Annotated in this window: 18 protein-coding genes (1 of these 18 cut by a window edge); all 18 read left to right on the forward strand. The window is 50.9% G+C overall.

Annotated features, from left to right (window positions below):
* Positions 1 to 59 precede the first annotated feature (59 nt).
* Complete coding sequence (gene nadA / locus MHH48_RS00295; RefSeq protein ID WP_076326694.1) at positions 60 to 998, forward strand: quinolinate synthase NadA; 939 nt, start codon at positions 60 to 62, stop codon at positions 996 to 998.
* Between the two features lie 38 nt (positions 999 to 1,036).
* Positions 1,037 to 2,653 (forward strand): L-aspartate oxidase, encoded by a 1,617-nt coding sequence (gene nadB / locus MHH48_RS00300; RefSeq protein ID WP_076326693.1) that lies wholly within the window; start codon positions 1,037 to 1,039, stop codon positions 2,651 to 2,653.
* Positions 2,643 to 3,518, forward strand: coding sequence for a carboxylating nicotinate-nucleotide diphosphorylase (nadC, locus tag MHH48_RS00305; RefSeq protein ID WP_076326692.1), 876 nt, complete (start codon positions 2,643 to 2,645; stop codon positions 3,516 to 3,518). Before nadB ends, nadC begins: the two co-directional genes overlap by 11 nt.
* Positions 3,515 to 4,279: a type III pantothenate kinase gene (locus MHH48_RS00310; RefSeq protein ID WP_076326691.1), complete on the forward strand. Its 765-nt coding sequence runs from the start codon at positions 3,515 to 3,517 to the stop codon at positions 4,277 to 4,279. Before nadC ends, MHH48_RS00310 begins: the two co-directional genes overlap by 4 nt.
* Before the next feature lie 57 nt (positions 4,280 to 4,336).
* Complete coding sequence (gene hslO, locus MHH48_RS00315) at positions 4,337 to 5,221, forward strand: Hsp33 family molecular chaperone HslO (protein WP_076326690.1); 885 nt, start codon at positions 4,337 to 4,339, stop codon at positions 5,219 to 5,221.
* 20 nt (positions 5,222 to 5,241) lie between these two features.
* Positions 5,242 to 6,177: a peptidyl-prolyl cis-trans isomerase gene (locus MHH48_RS00320; protein WP_076326689.1), complete on the forward strand. Its 936-nt coding sequence runs from the start codon at positions 5,242 to 5,244 to the stop codon at positions 6,175 to 6,177.
* 427 nt (positions 6,178 to 6,604) lie between these two features.
* Positions 6,605 to 7,540, forward strand: a complete 936-nt coding sequence (cysK, locus tag MHH48_RS00325) for a cysteine synthase A (protein WP_076326688.1) — start codon at positions 6,605 to 6,607, stop codon at positions 7,538 to 7,540.
* A 270-nt stretch (positions 7,541 to 7,810) separates the two neighbouring features.
* On the forward strand, positions 7,811 to 9,475 hold the full coding sequence (locus tag MHH48_RS00330; protein WP_076326687.1) for an anthranilate synthase component I family protein: 1,665 nt from the start codon (positions 7,811 to 7,813) through the stop codon (positions 9,473 to 9,475).
* A 1-nt stretch (position 9,476) separates the two neighbouring features.
* Positions 9,477 to 10,058: an aminodeoxychorismate/anthranilate synthase component II gene (gene pabA / locus MHH48_RS00335; RefSeq protein ID WP_076326686.1), complete on the forward strand. Its 582-nt coding sequence runs from the start codon at positions 9,477 to 9,479 to the stop codon at positions 10,056 to 10,058.
* The gene (locus tag MHH48_RS00340; RefSeq protein WP_076326685.1) at positions 10,055 to 10,942 is read left to right on the forward strand and encodes an aminotransferase class IV; all 888 of its coding nucleotides are present in this window, start codon (positions 10,055 to 10,057) and stop codon (positions 10,940 to 10,942) included. Before pabA ends, MHH48_RS00340 begins: the two co-directional genes overlap by 4 nt.
* Positions 10,939 to 11,799, forward strand: coding sequence for a dihydropteroate synthase (gene folP, locus MHH48_RS00345; RefSeq protein ID WP_076326684.1), 861 nt, complete (start codon positions 10,939 to 10,941; stop codon positions 11,797 to 11,799). The genes MHH48_RS00340 and folP overlap by 4 nt, the downstream gene beginning before the upstream one ends.
* Positions 11,800 to 11,837: 38 nt before the next feature.
* A complete protein-coding gene (gene folB / locus MHH48_RS00350; RefSeq protein WP_006207454.1) occupies positions 11,838 to 12,200 on the forward strand; it encodes a dihydroneopterin aldolase in 363 nt (120 codons plus the stop codon).
* 7 nt (positions 12,201 to 12,207) lie between these two features.
* On the forward strand, positions 12,208 to 12,756 hold the full coding sequence (gene folK, locus MHH48_RS00355; protein WP_076326683.1) for a 2-amino-4-hydroxy-6-hydroxymethyldihydropteridine diphosphokinase: 549 nt from the start codon (positions 12,208 to 12,210) through the stop codon (positions 12,754 to 12,756).
* Entirely contained in the window at positions 12,708 to 12,914 is a 207-nt protein-coding gene (locus MHH48_RS00360; protein ID WP_076326682.1) for a helix-turn-helix transcriptional regulator, read from the forward strand. Before folK ends, MHH48_RS00360 begins: the two co-directional genes overlap by 49 nt.
* Before the next feature lie 223 nt (positions 12,915 to 13,137).
* Complete coding sequence (dusB, locus tag MHH48_RS00365) at positions 13,138 to 14,169, forward strand: tRNA dihydrouridine synthase DusB (protein ID WP_076326681.1); 1,032 nt, start codon at positions 13,138 to 13,140, stop codon at positions 14,167 to 14,169.
* Between the two features lie 210 nt (positions 14,170 to 14,379).
* Positions 14,380 to 14,856: a transcription elongation factor GreA gene (greA, locus tag MHH48_RS00370; protein WP_076326680.1), complete on the forward strand. Its 477-nt coding sequence runs from the start codon at positions 14,380 to 14,382 to the stop codon at positions 14,854 to 14,856.
* Between the two features lie 316 nt (positions 14,857 to 15,172).
* Complete coding sequence (lysS, locus tag MHH48_RS00375) at positions 15,173 to 16,684, forward strand: lysine--tRNA ligase (RefSeq protein ID WP_076326679.1); 1,512 nt, start codon at positions 15,173 to 15,175, stop codon at positions 16,682 to 16,684.
* A 162-nt stretch (positions 16,685 to 16,846) separates the two neighbouring features.
* On the forward strand, positions 16,847 to 17,319 hold the 5' portion of the coding sequence (locus tag MHH48_RS00380) for a hypothetical protein (protein WP_076326678.1). The gene runs 64 nt beyond the window's last position; the window shows 473 of its 537 coding nt (coding positions 1-473); the start codon lies at positions 16,847 to 16,849; its stop codon lies beyond the right edge, outside the window.

Raw genomic sequence — 17,319 nt, forward strand, 5'->3', positions numbered from 1 at the left:
GAAAGTCACATGGTCATCAGCGGCGAACCGCCGGACTACATAAAGGGAGAGGGTCGATCATGGAAGCTTTGGCACTGGAGCGTAAAGCAGAACAGAACCGTGAACTGCGTGAGCGGTTAATGCAATTGAAGAAGGAACGTAATGCAATCATTTTGGCTCATTATTATCAACGGGACGAAATACAAGAGGTCGCTGATTTCAGGGGGGATTCCTTCCTGCTCGCGCAGAAGGCAGCACAAACCGATGCTGAGGTCATCGTATTTTGCGGTGTGCATTTTATGGGCGAGAGCGCTAAAATTCTGGCACCGGGCAAGACGGTTCTTATACCGGATGAGCGGGCTGGCTGCCCTATGGCGGATATGGTGAACGTGGACGGACTTCGGAAGCTGAAAGCGCAGCATCCGAATGCGAAAGTGGTCACATACATCAATTCATCGGCTGAGATCAAAGCCGAAACGGATATCTGCTGTACGTCATCCAATGCCGTTAAAGTGATTCAGTCGGTGGATTCGGATGAAATTATATGGGTGCCTGATAAAAACCTGGGACATTATGTTCAGCAGCATACCGACAAGAAGCTTATTATCTGGGAAGGGTATTGCAACACGCATGACATGCTGACGGTTAAGGATGTTGTCGAGATGAAGGCCAAATATCCTCATGCGGAATTTGTGGTGCACCCGGAATGCCGTCCTGAGGTTGTTGCGATGGGCGATTTTGTAGGGAGTACCACCGCTATCCTAGAATATTGCAAAAATTCATCTTCCAAGGAGTTTATTGTAGGCACAGAGGATGGAACCGGATATCAGCTTCGATTGGATAGCCCGGATAAATCGTTCCACTTCGCTACGAAGTTCCTGGTGTGTCCGAATATGAAAGTGAATAACCTCAAAAAGCTGGTTAAAGCGTTGGAAACGATGAAGCCGCAAATTTATGTGCCGCCGGTCGTTGCAGAGAAAGCCAGAACTTCATTAGAGCGCATGTTACAAGTTAAGTAGCATGCGCTACTCTTTCGTGAAAAGACAGGTGAGGCATCGTGATACCGCAGTATTTAATTGATTTTGAGCTGAACGATCTTCCGGTCATTGAGACGGATGCCATCGTGATCGGTTCAGGCATTGCGGGTTTATATACGGCGATCATGGCAAGCGCGACTCAGAATGTGCTATTGATTACGAAGAAATCGCTGCTTGAAAGCAACACGCGTTATGCACAGGGAGGGATTGCAGCCGTAACAGCCGAGGATGACTCTCCGGCCTACCACCGGCAGGACACCCTCCTGGCAGGGGCGGGCCTATGTTCTTCAACCGCGGTGGATGTGCTTGTCAACGAGGGCCCGGTCGGTGTTCAAGAGCTGATTCGGCTCGGTACGATGTTTGATGTGGAGAATGGCGAGCTCGCACTCACTCAAGAAGGCGCGCACAGTCATCGCCGGATCCTTCATGCCAACGGGGATGCAACCGGATATGAAATCGTGCGTGCCCTTTCCATTCAGGTTGAAATGCTTCACAATGTAGAGGTGTGGGACGATCATTTTGTCATTGACCTGATTACCGAGCAGGGAGAGTGTCATGGCGTTTTAGTACAGATGCCGGACGGCAAACGGGTATTCGTACGTGGACGGGCGACGGTGATGTGTTCCGGCGGCGCCGGTCAATTGTACCGGTATACGACCAATCCGGAGGTTGCCACAGCGGATGGCGTTGCCATGGCTTATCGGGCAGGCGCAGAAATTCGGGATATGGAATTTATACAGTTCCACCCGACGGCGCTTAGTTATCCGGGTGCGCCCCGATTCCTTATATCAGAGGCGGTTCGGGGTGAAGGTGCCGTTCTTCGGAATATACGAGGGGAACGGTTCATGCCCAAATACCATGAATTGCTGGAGCTGGCGCCACGGGATATTGTAGCACGGGCCATTGTCAGTGAGATGGAAGGAACGGGGTCTACCTTTGTTTATCTGGATATTACCCATGAGTCGCCGGAGATGGTCAAACATCGATTCCCAACGATTTATGAAACCTGCATGCAATATGGACTCGATTTATCGTCAGATTGGATTCCGGTCTCCCCGGCTGCGCATTATATGATGGGGGGCATCAAAACCAATCTGCATGGCGAGAGCAGCGTGAAGCGTTTATTTGCTTGCGGGGAGGTATCGTCTACCGGTGTTCACGGGGCGAACCGTTTGGCCAGCAATTCGCTGTCGGAGGCAATTGTGTACGGCAGTCGTATTGTCGAGCGCATTAAGAGTCTGCCGGAACCCTCAGGAGATCCACTTCATGTATCATTCCATCTCGGTCGCAAGGACGCCCCGTCCCAGGCAATGGTGGAAAAGCGCTTGAAGCTTCAGAAGGTGATGGTACGTTATGCAGGACTTCGGAGAAATCGGGATACTCTATTAAGAGCAGCAGAAGAGCTCGGCCGTCAGCTGCCATTGTTCCATTCGATGCTTTCCAAGCGTGAGGAATACGAGTTTGCCAACATGCTCACAGCATCCTTACTCGTGGTGCAGGGTGCGCTGGGTCGTGAAGAAAGCCGGGGAGCCCACTACCGTGAGGATTTCCCGGAGCGGAATGACAGCGTATGGCAGAAACATATTGTCCATACACGGGATCAAGAAATGACGGAGGAATTAAGCGATGATGTTTAACGGATACAACGATGGCCTTCTCCAGAGTATACGGACCTGGCTGCAAGAGGATATTGGGTCGGGGGACATTACGACTCTCACCACCATTGAGCCGGGTCATGAATCCAAGGGGGTTATCCATGCCAAGGAGGCTGGAATCGTGGCAGGGATGCCGGTAGCAGAGCTGGTATTCGAAACGGTTGATCCGTCGCTGACGTTTACGGCATTGGTTCGGGATGGGGACGAGGTTGAAAAGGGAACGGTTCTCGCTGAGGTGGAAGGAAGCACTCATCGTATTTTGACAGGCGAGCGTCTCGCTTTGAATTTGCTTCAGCGTATGTCGGGTATTGCAACAAGAACACGTTCTTTTGTAGATGTACTCGAGGGATTGCCGACAAGATTGGTGGATACCCGCAAAACGACACCAGGCCACCGAATGCTCGAGAAGTATGCTGTTCGGGTTGGCGGCGGCGCGAACCATCGTTTCGGTCTGTACGATGCCGTTATGATTAAGGATAATCACATTAAGGGTGCAGGAGGAATCGCGCAAGCGGTCAGCCGGGCAAGAGCCCATATTCCACATACCATGACGATAGAAGTTGAAACCGAGAGCTTGGCGCAGGTGGAGGAAGCACTGGCTGCAGGCGCAGATATTATTATGCTGGATAACATGAGTCATGACATGATGGCGGAGTCTGTTCGAAGAATCAAGGCCAAGGCGCCTCATGTGCGGGTCGAAGCATCGGGGAACGTGACGCTGGAGACCGTACGCGGGATTGCCGAGACCGGGGTCGACGTGATATCCGTTGGTCGGCTTACTTATTCTTTCCATAGTCTCGATATCAGTCTGGATCTGAATGCGAAGAAAGGAGGGACAGAAGGTTGATTCTAGTTGTGGATGTAGGGAATACCAATATTGTACTGGGTGTGTATCAGGGGAAGAAGCTGCTGCATGATTTTCGAATCAGTACATCGCGTCAGTCCACCGTGGATGAATACGGTGTACTGATTCACAATTTGTTTCAAATGTCCAATATATTGGTAAGCCAAATAGAAGGCGTAATTGTTTCTTCCGTAGTTCCTCCTCTTGTACGTGTGGTCGAGGAGATGTGCAATAAATATATTGGCAAGGCGCCCCTGATTGTAGGACCGGGGATCAAAACAGGACTGAATCTGCGGTATGAGAATCCGCGCGAGGTTGGCGCTGACCGGATCGTGAATGCAGTAGCAGCCGTCGAGCAGTACGGGGGGCCGCTGATTGTGGTGGATTTCGGTACGGCGACGACGTTTGATTGCATTGATGAGGCAGGCAATTATCTTGGCGGAGTGATTGTGCCTGGTATTGGCATTGCTACTGAGGCTTTGGTACAGCGTGCTTCCAAGCTTCCTCGCGTAGAGCTCGAAAAGCCGAAAAAAGTAATTGGGCGCAATACCGTACATGCCATGCAGGCCGGTATCGTTTTTGGTTATGCGGGACAGGTTGATGGCCTGGTCAAGCGTATAAAAGCCGAGATGGGTACGGACAATGTTAGGGTTATCGCTACCGGGGGAATGGCCGAGCTGATTGCCAGCGAAACGGAGTCCATTGAAGAGATTTCTCCCCTTCTGACATTAGAAGGCTTGCGTATTATTTATGAGCGTAACTAGAACCGCTATAAAACCGTTAGATATTACAAACAACTAGAAAGACAAGGAGGCCTCAAGATGGGTAATCAAAAAGACCGTTTGCTGCGGGGAACAGCATTAAACGGGAAAGTACGGACATTTGCCGTTCGGACAACCGATTTGGTTGAAGAGCTTCGCCAAAGACATGATACGTTTCCTGTCGTCACAGCCGCTTTGGGCCGCACCGTGTCAGCAGCAGCGATGATGGGAGCTATGCTGAAAGGAGACGAGCGTCTTAGCATTCAAGTGCGAGGCGACGGACCGATCGGTTTGATTGCGGCGGAGAGTAATGCCAACGGCGAGGTCCGCGGATATGTCAAAAATCCGCATGTGGAGCTGACGAATATCCGTCCGGGTAAGATGGATGTTGCCGCTGCTGTAGGGAACACCGGCCATATTGATGTGATCAAGGATTTCGGGTTGAAGGAGCCTTACCGTGGCAGTGTACCGATTATTTCGGGCGAGCTCGCTGAAGACTTCACATACTATTTTGCCGTATCCGAACAGACCAACTCGGCGGTAAGCCTGGGTGTGCTGGTTTCACCGGATTACTCCGTGGCAAATGCGGGCGGCTTCATCGTTCAGCTTCTCCCTGGCGTTACCGAGGATGAGATTACGGAGCTGGAGCTTGCGCTGAGTAAGATTCCACCGATCACCGAGATGCTGGAAGAAGGACTGGAACTGGAAGACATCCTGAAACGAGTAGTTCCGGATGTGACCATTTTGGAGGAAATGGACGTGTACTTCAGCTGTGACTGCTCGCATGAGCGGGTGGAGCGCGCTTTGATCAGCTTGGGGCAGGAAGAGCTTGAGCAGATGATCGAAGAGGATGGCAAGGCCGAAGTTTCTTGTCATTTTTGCAATGAAAAATATACGTTCGATAGAGAACAGCTAAAATCCGTGCTAGAGCGGGCCAAATCTTAACGTTGGGATGAGCGACCGTGATGACGAGACAAGAGAAGGGATTGTGGGCGACCGTCATTGTCTTGACAGCATGCGTATTGGGTATGGGCGCCTGGATGCTGTTTTCCGGGAATTTATCGCAAGAGGCTTCACCACCTTGGAAAGATGGCTCCCAACCAGTTGCATCCATCCAGGACAGGGCGATTACCGAAGACGAGTGGGTTGACGAGCTAAAGAAACGTTATGGCCGCGAAATGCTGATGACCATGCTGAATCGGCACGCCGTGGCTCTGGAGGCCAAAGCGAAGGATATTGATGTTATGCCGGCGGAAGTCGATGCAGAAATCGAAGTCATGAGCCACAGCTACGGTTCTAAGGAACGTTTCTTATCGGAAATGGAAGATCAGCTTGGCATTACGGAGAGTGAATTAAAGACAGAGACGATGTATCGGCTGCTGCTTGAGAAAATTGCGACTTCCGACGTACACATCGAAGAGCAGCAGATCGATTCGTATCTGGAACAGTACCCTGACCAATTTCGCCCCAAGAAGCAGTTGAGTTTATCCATGATCGAGGTCGCTTCGGAAGATGAGGCAGAACGGGTCATGGATCGGCTGGAGAATGGAGAAGCTTTTGCGGATCTCGCGGCTCAGGTATCTCTCGATGAGTATACTCGCGAAGACGGCGGGCAGATCGGCTTGGTCGAGGAGGATGATCCCTTCTTGCCGCCGGCACTGCTGGATGCAGCTTCAACGCTTGAGCCCGGGGATATTGCGGGACCGATCTCACTCACAGACACCTATGCCATTGTTTATGTGAAGGAAATTATCGAGCCTCAGGCCCCGAGCGAGGAAAGTGTCCGCGAGGCGGTTCGTAAGCAGCTGGCCCTAGAGCAGTCGGTGTCTTTATCCGAACTGGAGCGTCAGCTTCGCGAGAAATACGAGGCCCGGATTAGCGCTGGTACGGTCACGTTGTAAATAGAAGAAGAACATGGAGAAAGCTCGCTGTGGCGGAGTAAGATGTGGCTGCAGGAGCTTTTTTTGCGTTGAAGGTTGCAAAAGGTTTTATTCACTGAGGAATGGTGGCTTTCTGAGCGTGCATGGCTAGAGACGAATTCGCGTTTCCTCGTTCGGGAGGCGGAGGAAAATCCACCTAGAAATGTTGATTTTCGAGGTGTGGGATATTGACAATGACACGTAACGTTGTTAAGATGAAGGTATAAAAACCTACCTTTTTACTCGGATATCAGCAACCTCAATAATCAAGAATTAGAGTCTATATGCTGGCTCTGCTTTTCTTTCAACATCCAGACACCACAAATTTAATGATTCGACATTAGAATGTATAACACCATTATGGATTTACTAGTTTATTCAGATTCATATTTAGAGGAGGGCTTCATTCATGGCAAAAGTCGTAAACAATGTGACAGAATTAATCGGTGGAACTCCACTCGTCCGTTTGAACCGGATCGTACCGGAGGATAGCGCAGAGATTTATCTGAAGCTGGAATACCAGAACCCGGGTGCAAGCGTTAAAGACCGGATCGCGATCAGCATTGTGGAAGAAGCGGAGAAGGACGGGCGTTTGAAGCCGGGCGATACCATTATTGAAGCAACAAGCGGTAATACCGGTATTGGTCTAGCTATGGTGGCAGCTGCCAAAGGCTACAAAGCGGTTATCGTTATGCCTGAAACCATGAGCTTGGAGCGCCGCAACCTGCTGCGTGCCTATGGCGCGGAACTGGTACTGACACCGGGATCGGAAGGAATGAACGGTGCGGTTAAGAAGGCGGAAGAAATTCTGAAGGAAAATGCCGGATTCTTTATGGCCGATCAATTCAATAACCAAGCCAACGTGAAAATCCACCGTGAAACAACAGGTCCGGAAATCGTTGAAGCGATCCAATCCATCGGCGGTTCCTTGGATGCGTTCGTGGCAGGTATCGGAACAGGCGGAACGATTACAGGGGCGGGCGAAGTGCTGAAAGAGCAATTCCCTGATATTAAGGTCATTGCAGTTGAGCCTGCTGCATCGCCAATCCTTGCCGGAGGCAAACCAGGTCCTCACAAAATCCAGGGCATTGGCGCAAACTTCATTCCCGAAATTTTGAACCAAGAAGTCTACGATGAAATCGTTCATGTTGAGAATGATGATGCCTTTGAAACCTCCCGCCGTGTGGCGAAGGAAGAAGGCGTTCTTGGCGGTATTTCCTCTGGTGCGGCTGTATATGCGGCATTGAAGGTTGCCAAAGAGCTTGGTAAAGGCAAGCGGGTGGTAGCCGTGATCCCAAGTAATGGAGAACGTTACCTGAGCACGCCGCTATATAACTTCGAGTAACGAGTAAGATGATATTGTAATATGCGCGCATGGTCTCACCTCATCTGTGTGAAATAATGCGTGACAAGGAAGGAGCCTTCAATGTGTTTTTATAGCATTGAGGGCTTTTTGCGTATACTAGTCCCTAAGATAACGCTTTATTGGAATCCACGGGATGACCGCTCCAAAAATTATTGTTGGACGAGCTTCTATTTAGGGTTTTCAAGAGAAGCGGGATACAGTATACTGACAGGCAACAGTAAGGCTTTTGATGACTAAGGGAGGATCGGCATGGAGAGAAGAGTGGAGCTGGCCCAGTGGCAGGCATGGGCTAAAGAGGGCTGGTCCGTCGTTCCCTATCTGGTTCAATATAAAGGAGCAACAAGAGGGTTACCCCTGTCATGGAGACATGCATGGAAAGCGGCATCGCCGTATGCCTTTGTGCTGGAGAGCGGTAAGGGTGGACGCTATACGTATCTTGGATTGCGGCCAGTGTCCATTCTGCAGGGGAAGGGAAGCTATGGAGAGATCATAGAGCTGTCGGGGGATTCGCGAACGCAGGTAACGGGAAAGCCGCTGCATCTGTTAGAGCAGTGGATGAAAGAATGGCGGGCTCCCCGTGTTCCGGGCTGGCCGGACTTTCGCGGAGGCTGCGCCGGTTTTCTAAGCTACGATGTAATCCGATCGATTGAGCAGCTCCCCAAGATGGCCAAAGATGAGCCGGGGTTCCTGGATTATATGTGGATGCGCATGGAAGAGATCTGGATCTATGATCATACAGATGACAGCATCTACTGTTCGGTACATGTCCCTCTGCCTTGGGCATTCGGGACCGGGGAAGTTTCGGAGGAAAAGGCGGCATCCGGTGCTTCTGTTGATGCATCCAGAGGTTCGGTGCTTTCAACCGATCAAGAGAAGCTATTGCAGGAGTTATATGATCGGGCTGTCGTAAGGGCTGAATCGATGCTGTTCCAATGGAATCAAATGTTCGGAACAGTCGTAGGGAACGGCTCGGAGTCCGAAGATGAGCACGTACGGCAGGAACGATGGAAGAAAGCGCAAGAGCTGTCAGGGCCGAATGTCGAGATTTGGGATCGGCTGGAGATTGATTTTACGCAGGAAGCGTTCGAGCAGGCGGTACGCTCGATTCAAGAATATATTCGGCAGGGTGATGTATTTCAGGTCAATTTGTCTCTGCGCCGTCATTTGCAACTGCATGCGGACCCCGCGGATATTTATGAGTGGCTGCGTATCCTGAATCCGTCGCCGTATATGGGGTATTTATCCTCGCCGGGCTTCAGCTTGGCTAGCGGCTCACCGGAATTGCTGGTGAAGCTGGATGGCGATGTCGTATCTGCACGACCGATTGCGGGAACTCGGCGCCGGGGAAGCAATCCGGAAGAGGATGCGGCAATGGAAGCGGAACTGCTTGGCAGCGAGAAAGAACGGGCGGAGCATATTATGCTGGTCGATTTGGAGCGTAATGACATTGGCCGCATTGCCGCATACGGAACCGTGCATGTTCCGGAGCTGATGACTGTCGAGAGGTACTCTCACGTGATGCATCTGGTGTCGCAAGTAGAAGGGCGGATTGCAGAGGGCAACCATGCACATGATGTCATTGCGGCAGCGTTCCCCGGCGGTACCATTACAGGCGCACCCAAAATCCGGACCATGGAGATCATCGAAGAGCTGGAGCCCGTGACGCGGGGACCCTATACCGGCTCCATGGGCTGGATCGATTATAATGGTGATATGGAGCTCAACATTATTATTCGGACCCTCGCCGTGAAGGATGGGGTCGGCTATATTCAGACGGGTGCGGGGATTGTCATTGACTCCGATCCGTACCGGGAATACAGGGAGTGTCATAACAAGGCAAAGGCTTTGATTGCTGCACTGATATGCAGTGAAGAAGAAGCGGCAGTGTTGTCCGCGAATATAGGGGGGAACTAATATGATACTTGTCATCGACAATTATGATTCGTTTACGTATAACCTGGTTCAATATTTGGGTGAGCTCGGCGAGGAAGTGAAGGTTTACCGGAATGATGAGATCGACATCGCTGGCATCGAGGCATTGGCCCCGGACCATATCCTGATATCTCCGGGACCGTGCACGCCGAATGAAGCCGGCATCAGTCTGGATGTGATTTCGCATTTCAAGGGTGTGATTCCGATCTTCGGCGTCTGCCTCGGCCATCAGGCGATCGGGCAAGCCTTTGGTGGCAACGTGATTCGTGCGGAGCGCCTGATGCACGGGAAAACATCCGCGATCCAGCATACGGGCGGCTCGGTCTTCGAAGGCTTACCGGTTCCGTTCACCGCAACGCGCTATCACTCGCTGATCGTTGAGAAGGAAACTTTGCCGGATGAGCTGGAGATTACCGCCTGGACCGAAGAGGGCGAAATCATGGGTCTTCGGCATAAACATTATCCCATAGAAGGGGTGCAGTTCCATCCGGAATCCATCATTACGGACCATGGCCATCAGATGCTGCGCAATTTCTTGAAGCGTACAGCTGGCACCAAAGCATGAAGTTTATTGGCATGAACGGCGGCATCGTTGAAGCTGCCGAAGCTGTCATACCTGTAATGGATCACGGCCTTCTGTACGGAATGGGGTTATTCGAGACCTTCCGCACTTACGAGGGGAAGCCTTTTTTAATAGAGCGGCACTTGAGCCGGCTCATGAACAGCTGCCGGGAGCTCGGGATCGTCCACAGGGCGGATGCTGAGAGGATCAGCCGCTGGATATCGGAACTGATGGAGGCCAATGGTCTCCAGGATGCTTATATCCGGTATACTGTAACGGCAGGAGAGGGACTGCTCGGTTTGCCTGCTGGCGATTATTTGAAGCCTTCCGAGATTTTATTCGCCAAAGAGCTGCCGGCCGCAAACGAAATGCTTTACGAGAAAGGCAGAGCCATGCGGAGGCTGTCCCTTCCGCGAAACACACCGGAATCCTCGGTTCGACTGAAATCTCTGCATTATATGAACAATATACTCGCAAAGCGGGAATTGGCCGAATACCCCAGCCACTCGGATGGTCCGACAGAGGGGCTGATGCTAACGGCGGCCGGGGAAGTGGCGGAGGGCATTGTCAGCAATGTCTTTTTTGTCAAAGCGGGTCGTTTATATACGCCTGACGTAAGTACGGGCATTTTGCCGGGGATTACCCGGGCCGTGGTGCTGGAATTGGCTGCCGATCTTGGGATGGAAGTTGAAGAAGGCCGTTACAGCTGGGAGTTTTTCACTGGAGCGGATGAAATATTTACGACCGGTTCTGTGCAGGAGATTGTTCCGGTTACGACGTTGATTGGAGCTGAAGGCGAGACTCTAGTTATTGGACAAGGATTAGCCGGTCCGATAACCCGTACATTACTGAGCGCATATAGAAGGAAAGCAGGGCAAAAGGCATGAAAACAACGATTTACGAACGTGAATATCGGCTGAGCAAGGATGCTGTGTTAAAGCTCGGTCAATCCACGCTCATTATGGGCATATTGAATGTGACGCCGGATTCGTTCTCCGACGGAGGTCGTTATCACGACACGGAGCGGGCGGTCGAGCACGCGCTTCAACTGGTGGAAGAGGGAGCTGACATCATCGATATCGGCGGAGAATCGACGCGTCCTGGCCATGAGCCGGTTGGAGCTGAAGAGGAGCTCGCCCGCGTTATCCCGGTTATAGAAGCCATCCATCGGCATGCGCCGCATATTCCATTATCAATTGACACGTATAAAGCGGAAGTTGCGCGTCAGGCTATTGGAGCGGGCGCTCATATCATAAATGATATTTGGGGCTTTAAAGACGACGCGGATATGCCCAAGACAGCGGCAGAGCTCGGATGTCCCGTGATTTTGATGCACAATCGCCGCGATCGGAATTACATTAATCTCATCGAGGACGTAAAGCGCGATTTGCTGGAAAGTGTCGAAATTGCACGGGCTGCAGGTGTGCAGGATCAGCATATTTTGCTCGACCCGGGTATCGGGTTTGCCAAGGACTATGACGAGAACATGAAAGTGATGGCCTCCCTCGATCAGCTTGTAGGGCTTGGGTTTCCGGTGCTGCTGGCTACCTCCCGCAAAAGGTTCATCCAGACCGCACTTGGCGCCCCGGCGCAAGATGTTCTCGAAGGAACGGCCGCTACGGTGGCTTACGGGATTGCGCAAGGCTGCCAGATCGTTCGTGTGCATGACGTTTTGCATATGAAACGGACAGCTAAGATGTGTGATGCCATGACTTACGCTTCAAGGGAGCTTACACGTATATAATTTTTTTCGGGACAAAGGATGGAAGGGCGGAATACGAGATGGATAAAATGATACTGAGCCGCATGGAATACTACGGCTACCACGGTGTGTTTGAGGAAGAGCGCAAGCTGGGTCAACGATTCTATGTGGATCTGGAGCTGGAGATGGATTTGAGCAAAGCTGCGAAGACGGATGACCTGACGTTAACGGTAAATTATGCCGAGATTCATGATCTCTTGCTGGATATTATGCGGACGGAGTCGTTCCGCCTGATTGAAGCTTTAGCGGAGCATATTGCATCTAAGGTATTGGACACTTATACTATTATCGATGCTTTAACGGTCCGATTGACGAAGCCGCACCCGCCTTTTGACATTCATTTTGAAGGTGTGACCATTGAGCTGCACCGGACCAGGAAGTGAGACGATCATGAATTCACACGCCACCTCTGAGTGTTCAGAGGCTTATATTGCTTTAGGGGCCAATTTGGGAGACCGCGAGGGTAACCTGATGGAGGCTTTAGAACGGTTGGACGAAGTACCTGGCATATCGGTAGAGCGCGTATCCAACTTGTATGAAACCGAACCCGTCGGCTATGTGGATCAACCGATGTTCCTTAATATGGCCACAGCCGTGTCGACATCGCTGAGTCCCCATGAGCTGCTTGCCGAAATGCAGCGAATTGAAAAGCAGCTCGGCCGGGTCCGTCATATTCATTGGGGGCCGCGGACGGTGGACTTGGACCTGTTATGGATGGAAGGACGCCGTCTGGATACGCCGGACCTTGTTCTGCCGCACCCCCGTATGCAGGAACGGGCTTTTGTGCTCAGACCGCTGGCCGATATTGTATTTGAGCTCGAACCTTCAGGTCTGTACCCTGTAGTGAAGACCGCACTTGAGAACCTGGAAGGAAAGGAAGGAATACAGCTTTGGAAAACAAGCAGCTGGCGCAGCGTATCCGCGCTTTCCGAAAATTGAAGGGTTTAACCCAGCAAGAGCTCGCCGAGCGAACCGGTATATCACTGGCCGTCCTTGGTGCGATTGAGCGGGGGAACCGCCGTGCCGAGGAGCAGATGCTGGCTCAGATTGCGGACGTGCTGGAGATTACATTGCAGGAGCTTAAGGAACGGAGCTAGAACCTCTGAATAGAAAAGCCGGTGCAGGTTTATTTTCATTAAACCCGGCCATTAATATAGGATGATGCTTCTGGATGCGATCTACAAGACATGTAATTTTTGCGGACTGGACGAGGGTGCGATTCATGAGTATGATGGGTTGGTTTGAAACTTATGGATCCCTTTCACGATAACCGGGATCTTTCAACTATAAATATCTGAATATAAAGGGGTGACACATAAAATGGACAAGTTGCAAATCGGAAACATCGAGATGAAGAACCAAGTGGTTCTGGCGCCCATGGCAGGCGTGTGCAACCCAGCGTTCCGCTTGATTGCTAAGGAATTCGGTACCGGTTTGGTTTGCGCCGAAATGGTGAGCGGCAAGGCCATTGTTCACGGGAACAAGCGCACCCAGGAGATGCTGTTCGTCGACGAGCGGGAGAAGCCGCTGAGCCTGCAAATTTTTGGCGGTGACCGTCAATCCTTGGTGGAAGCGGCCAAAGTTGTCGATCAGCAAACCAATGCCGACATCATCGACATTAACATGGGCTGTCCTGCACCGAAGGTAACGAAGGTTGATGCGGGTGCGCGCTGGCTTTTGGATTCGAATAAAATCTATGAAATGGTAGCGGCCGTTGTTGATGCCGTGAACAAACCGGTCACGGTGAAGATGCGCACAGGCTGGGATAGCGATCACATCTATGCTGTCGAAAATGCACAAGCTGTCGAACGCGCGGGCGGTCAGGCGGTCAGCGTTCACGGACGTACGCGCGAGCAGCTCTACACCGGGCACGCGGATTGGGACATCATTCGCCAAGTGAAAGAAGCCGTCGCCATTCCGGTTATCGGTAACGGCGATGTGGTGACGCCGGAGGATGCTCGCCGAATGCTGGATACGACAGGCTGCGATGGTGTCATGATCGGCCGCGGAGCGCTGGGGAACCCATGGATGCTGTATCGTACCGTGGAGTACCTGAAGACAGGCCAGCTGCTGCCGGATCCGGCTCCGCAGGAGAAAATACGGATTGCCATTCTGCATATGGACCGGTTGATCGCTCTGCGCGGCGAAGCGGTTGCGGTACGGGAAATGCGCAAGCATCTTTCCTGGTATTTGAAAGGGCTGAAGGGATCCGCTCGCATTAAAGATATGATTATGGAAGAAACGAAGCGCGACGAAATGGTGAACCTTCTGAACAACTTTGTGAACAATCTGGAGGCCCAAGAAGAATCGACAAAAAGTGTATACCCTCAAGTCGTTGCGGCGATGGGATAATTAGGGGTGCAGGCTGTTAATGGGTGCGTGTATGCGACATTCGTAACAGCCTTTGCGCGCATTGACTTTTTGAAATGGTTCCCATATAATCTTTCAGTATAAATTCAAGAAATTGAGCAGGCATCAGAGGGAAGTTCTGATCCCCAAGAATTCGCATATAGTATGTTGATACCGTGGTTTAAATTATTTACATGACAGGAGAATCGGTTAATGAGCGATAAAGAAGTCATTCTTACCCAGGACGGTCTGAAGAAACTGGAGGACGAACTTGAGAATCTAAAGTCTGTAAAACGCCGCGAAGTGGCTGAGCGGATTAAAGTTGCCATCGGTTATGGTGATATTAGTGAAAACTCCGAATATGAAGACGCCAAGAACGAGCAAGCCTTTATCGAAGGCCGGATTATAACGCTGGAGAAAATGCTCCGCAATGCGCGCATCATCAACAATGATGATATCAATACAGATGTCGTCGGCGTGGGCAACACGGTGATCGTAGAGGATTTGGAATTCGGCGACACGATGCAATATACCATTGTAGGTACGGCTGAATCGGATCCGCTTAACAACAAGATCTCTAACGAGAGTCCTGTCGGCAAAGCGATTATTGGCAAGCAAAAAGGATCGGTTGTAGATGTTAACGTTCCTGCGGGCGTTATTCAATATAAAATTGTAGACATTAAGAAGTAAGTCGGAATGTGGTGTAGAAAGCTTCCTTCGGGGGGCTTTTTTAACATATTAGAATTTATAAGTTTTTTGGGGTCCCCGCAAAGTATTTGGAATAAGCATCGTAGCATAGGCTCCACTTTGTGGGGTTATTTTGAATAGGCAAGGCTGTGTTAGGGGCTTAATGGGTTAATGGCATGTCTTGATTTGGCTGCCCTACCGTTAAGTCCTAACCGAATGTGTACAAGTTATTCAAGGGGCTGTCCGGATCATGTAATGGGTGGCGGCGTTTGTGCTGTTGGGGATTACGATGGTAGTGAAATGAAGGAGATGAATGACGATGACGGAAGAAATGAATAACCAGGAACAAGAACAGGAGTTAAGTGAGCTTTTGCAAATCCGCCGCAACAAATTGGACGAGCTTCGCAAGCTGGGCATCGATCCGTTTGGCGGAAAATATGAAAGAGAACATCACGCAGGTGATATTCTGAAACAGTATGACGAGCTCTCCAAGGAAGAACTGGAAGAGAAGCAGGTGGAAGTGAACCTGGCCGGCCGGATTATGGCTAAACGCGGCATGGGCAAGGCTTCTTTTGCTCATATTCAAGATTTGAGCGGCCGGATTCAGATCTATGTTCGACAGGATTCGATTCCAGAAGCGCAATATGAAGCATTCAGCATCCTTGATCTGGGTGATATCATCGGGGTCAAAGGGGTCTTGTTCAAGACCAAAACCGGTGAAACCACCATTAAGGTGAAGGAGCTGGAGGTTCTTTCGAAGTCGCTTTATCCGCTCCCTGAGAAATTCCATGGTTTGAAGGATGTGGAACTCCGTTACCGTCAGCGTTATGTCGACTTGATTATCAATCCAGATGTGCAGAAGACCTTCATTGCCCGTTCCCGTATTATCCAATCGATGCGCCGTTACCTGGATTCCCAAGGCTATCTTGAAGTGGAAACTCCGACTTTGCATTCGATCGCTGGTGGTGCGGCGGCACGTCCGTTCATTACGCATCATAATGCGCTGGATATGGAGCTGTATATGCGGATCGCGATTGAGCTTCATCTGAAGCGTCTGATCGTGGGCGGATTGGAAAAAGTGTATGAGATTGGCCGCGTATACCGGAATGAAGGGATCTCTACCCGTCATAATCCGGAGTTCACGATGATAGAGCTCTATGAAGCCTATGCAGACTATAAAGATATTATGGCACTGACCGAGAATATGATTGCCCATATTGCCCAAGAGGTGCTGGGTACACAAGTGATTTCCTATCAAGGGCACGAAGTTGACCTGACGCCACAATGGCGTCGTGTATCCATGGTTGATGCCGTAAAAGAAGTAGTCGGCGTTGACTTTAGTGTGGACATGTCCAACGAGGAAGCGCATCGTCTTGCAAAAGAACATAAAGTTCCGGTAGAGCCGCATATGACATTCGGCCACATCTTGAACGCGTTCTTTGAGCAATTCGTTGAAGAGACACTGATTCAGCCGACGTTCGTAACCGGTCATCCGGTTGAGATTTCGCCGCTGGCGAAGAAGAACGACGTGGATCCGCGGTTCACGGATCGCTTTGAGCTGTTTATCGTGGCGCGTGAGCACGCGAACGCCTTCTCGGAGCTCAATGATCCGATCGACCAGCGTCAGCGTTTTGAAGCGCAGATGAAGGAAAAAGAACAGGGCAATGACGAAGCGCACGAGATGGATGAAGATTTCTTGCGTGCATTGGAGTATGGTATGCCGCCAACAGGCGGACTTGGTATCGGGATCGATCGTTTGATCATGCTTCTTACGAATTCCCCATCCATTCGTGATGTCTTACTGTTCCCGCACATGCGTAATAAGGAGTAGTAGCGTTTGCTCCATTAATAGATTGTGGAAGAGGCAGTCGGCTATAGATCTCTATAGTCGGCTGCCTTTTTTTTGTATGGGGATCCCGATTCTCTCTTGTTCTGAGAATAAAGCTGTGCTACATTTATTTAGCACAAACGTATTAAATAAGGAGGCCGGAGAATAATTGGAGCTTTTATTATTGGGTGTGAAATTTTATTCTGGGTATTTGTTCTCGCTGGATTAAGTGCAAGATATTTGCTTGGAATGAAAAGAACGGGCGGAATACTGCTGCTGTGTACGCCGATCATCGACTTATTATTGATAGCCGTAACCATGGTAGATCTGCGTGGCGGGGCAGAGGCCGGATTCATGCATGGACTGGCGGCTGTATATATCGGGGTGACGATTGCTTTTGGGCATCGAATGATCCAATGGGCCGACGCCCGGTTTGCTCACCGATTTGCAGATGGTAAGAAACCGGAGCCAGCCCCGAAACATGGAGCGGCTCGCGCCAAGCGTGAACGCCAGGGGTGGTATCGCCATGTGTTGGCGTGGATGATAGGAGTTATATTGCTTGGCGTTATGATTATTGTGGTTGGGGAACCAGAACGAACGGAGCAGCTAAAGGCGTTGGTCTTGCAATGGGCCGTGAT

Source organism: Paenibacillus sp. FSL F4-0100 (assembly GCF_037993005.1).
Taxonomy (GTDB): domain Bacteria; phylum Bacillota; class Bacilli; order Paenibacillales; family Paenibacillaceae; genus Paenibacillus_AQ.

Bases quoted from the DNA above. Each gene is read 5' to 3' on its own strand.
- nadA (WP_076326694.1), top strand. From the start codon at position 60: ATGGAAGCTTTGGCACTGGAGCGTAAAGCAGAACAGAACCGTGAACTG.
- nadC (WP_076326692.1), top strand. From the start codon at position 2,643: ATGATGTTTAACGGATACAACGATGGCCTTCTCCAGAGTATACGGACC.
- hslO (WP_076326690.1), top strand. From the start codon at position 4,337: ATGGGTAATCAAAAAGACCGTTTGCTGCGGGGAACAGCATTAAACGGG.
- MHH48_RS00320 (WP_076326689.1), top strand. From the start codon at position 5,242: ATGACGAGACAAGAGAAGGGATTGTGGGCGACCGTCATTGTCTTGACA.
- cysK (WP_076326688.1), top strand. From the start codon at position 6,605: ATGGCAAAAGTCGTAAACAATGTGACAGAATTAATCGGTGGAACTCCA.
- MHH48_RS00330 (WP_076326687.1), top strand. From the start codon at position 7,811: ATGGAGAGAAGAGTGGAGCTGGCCCAGTGGCAGGCATGGGCTAAAGAG.
- pabA (WP_076326686.1), top strand. From the start codon at position 9,477: ATGATACTTGTCATCGACAATTATGATTCGTTTACGTATAACCTGGTT.
- MHH48_RS00340 (WP_076326685.1), top strand. From the start codon at position 10,055: ATGAAGTTTATTGGCATGAACGGCGGCATCGTTGAAGCTGCCGAAGCT.
- folP (WP_076326684.1), top strand. From the start codon at position 10,939: ATGAAAACAACGATTTACGAACGTGAATATCGGCTGAGCAAGGATGCT.
- folB (WP_006207454.1), top strand. From the start codon at position 11,838: ATGGATAAAATGATACTGAGCCGCATGGAATACTACGGCTACCACGGT.
- folK (WP_076326683.1), top strand. From the start codon at position 12,208: ATGAATTCACACGCCACCTCTGAGTGTTCAGAGGCTTATATTGCTTTA.
- dusB (WP_076326681.1), top strand. From the start codon at position 13,138: ATGGACAAGTTGCAAATCGGAAACATCGAGATGAAGAACCAAGTGGTT.
- greA (WP_076326680.1), top strand. From the start codon at position 14,380: ATGAGCGATAAAGAAGTCATTCTTACCCAGGACGGTCTGAAGAAACTG.
- lysS (WP_076326679.1), top strand. From the start codon at position 15,173: ATGACGGAAGAAATGAATAACCAGGAACAAGAACAGGAGTTAAGTGAG.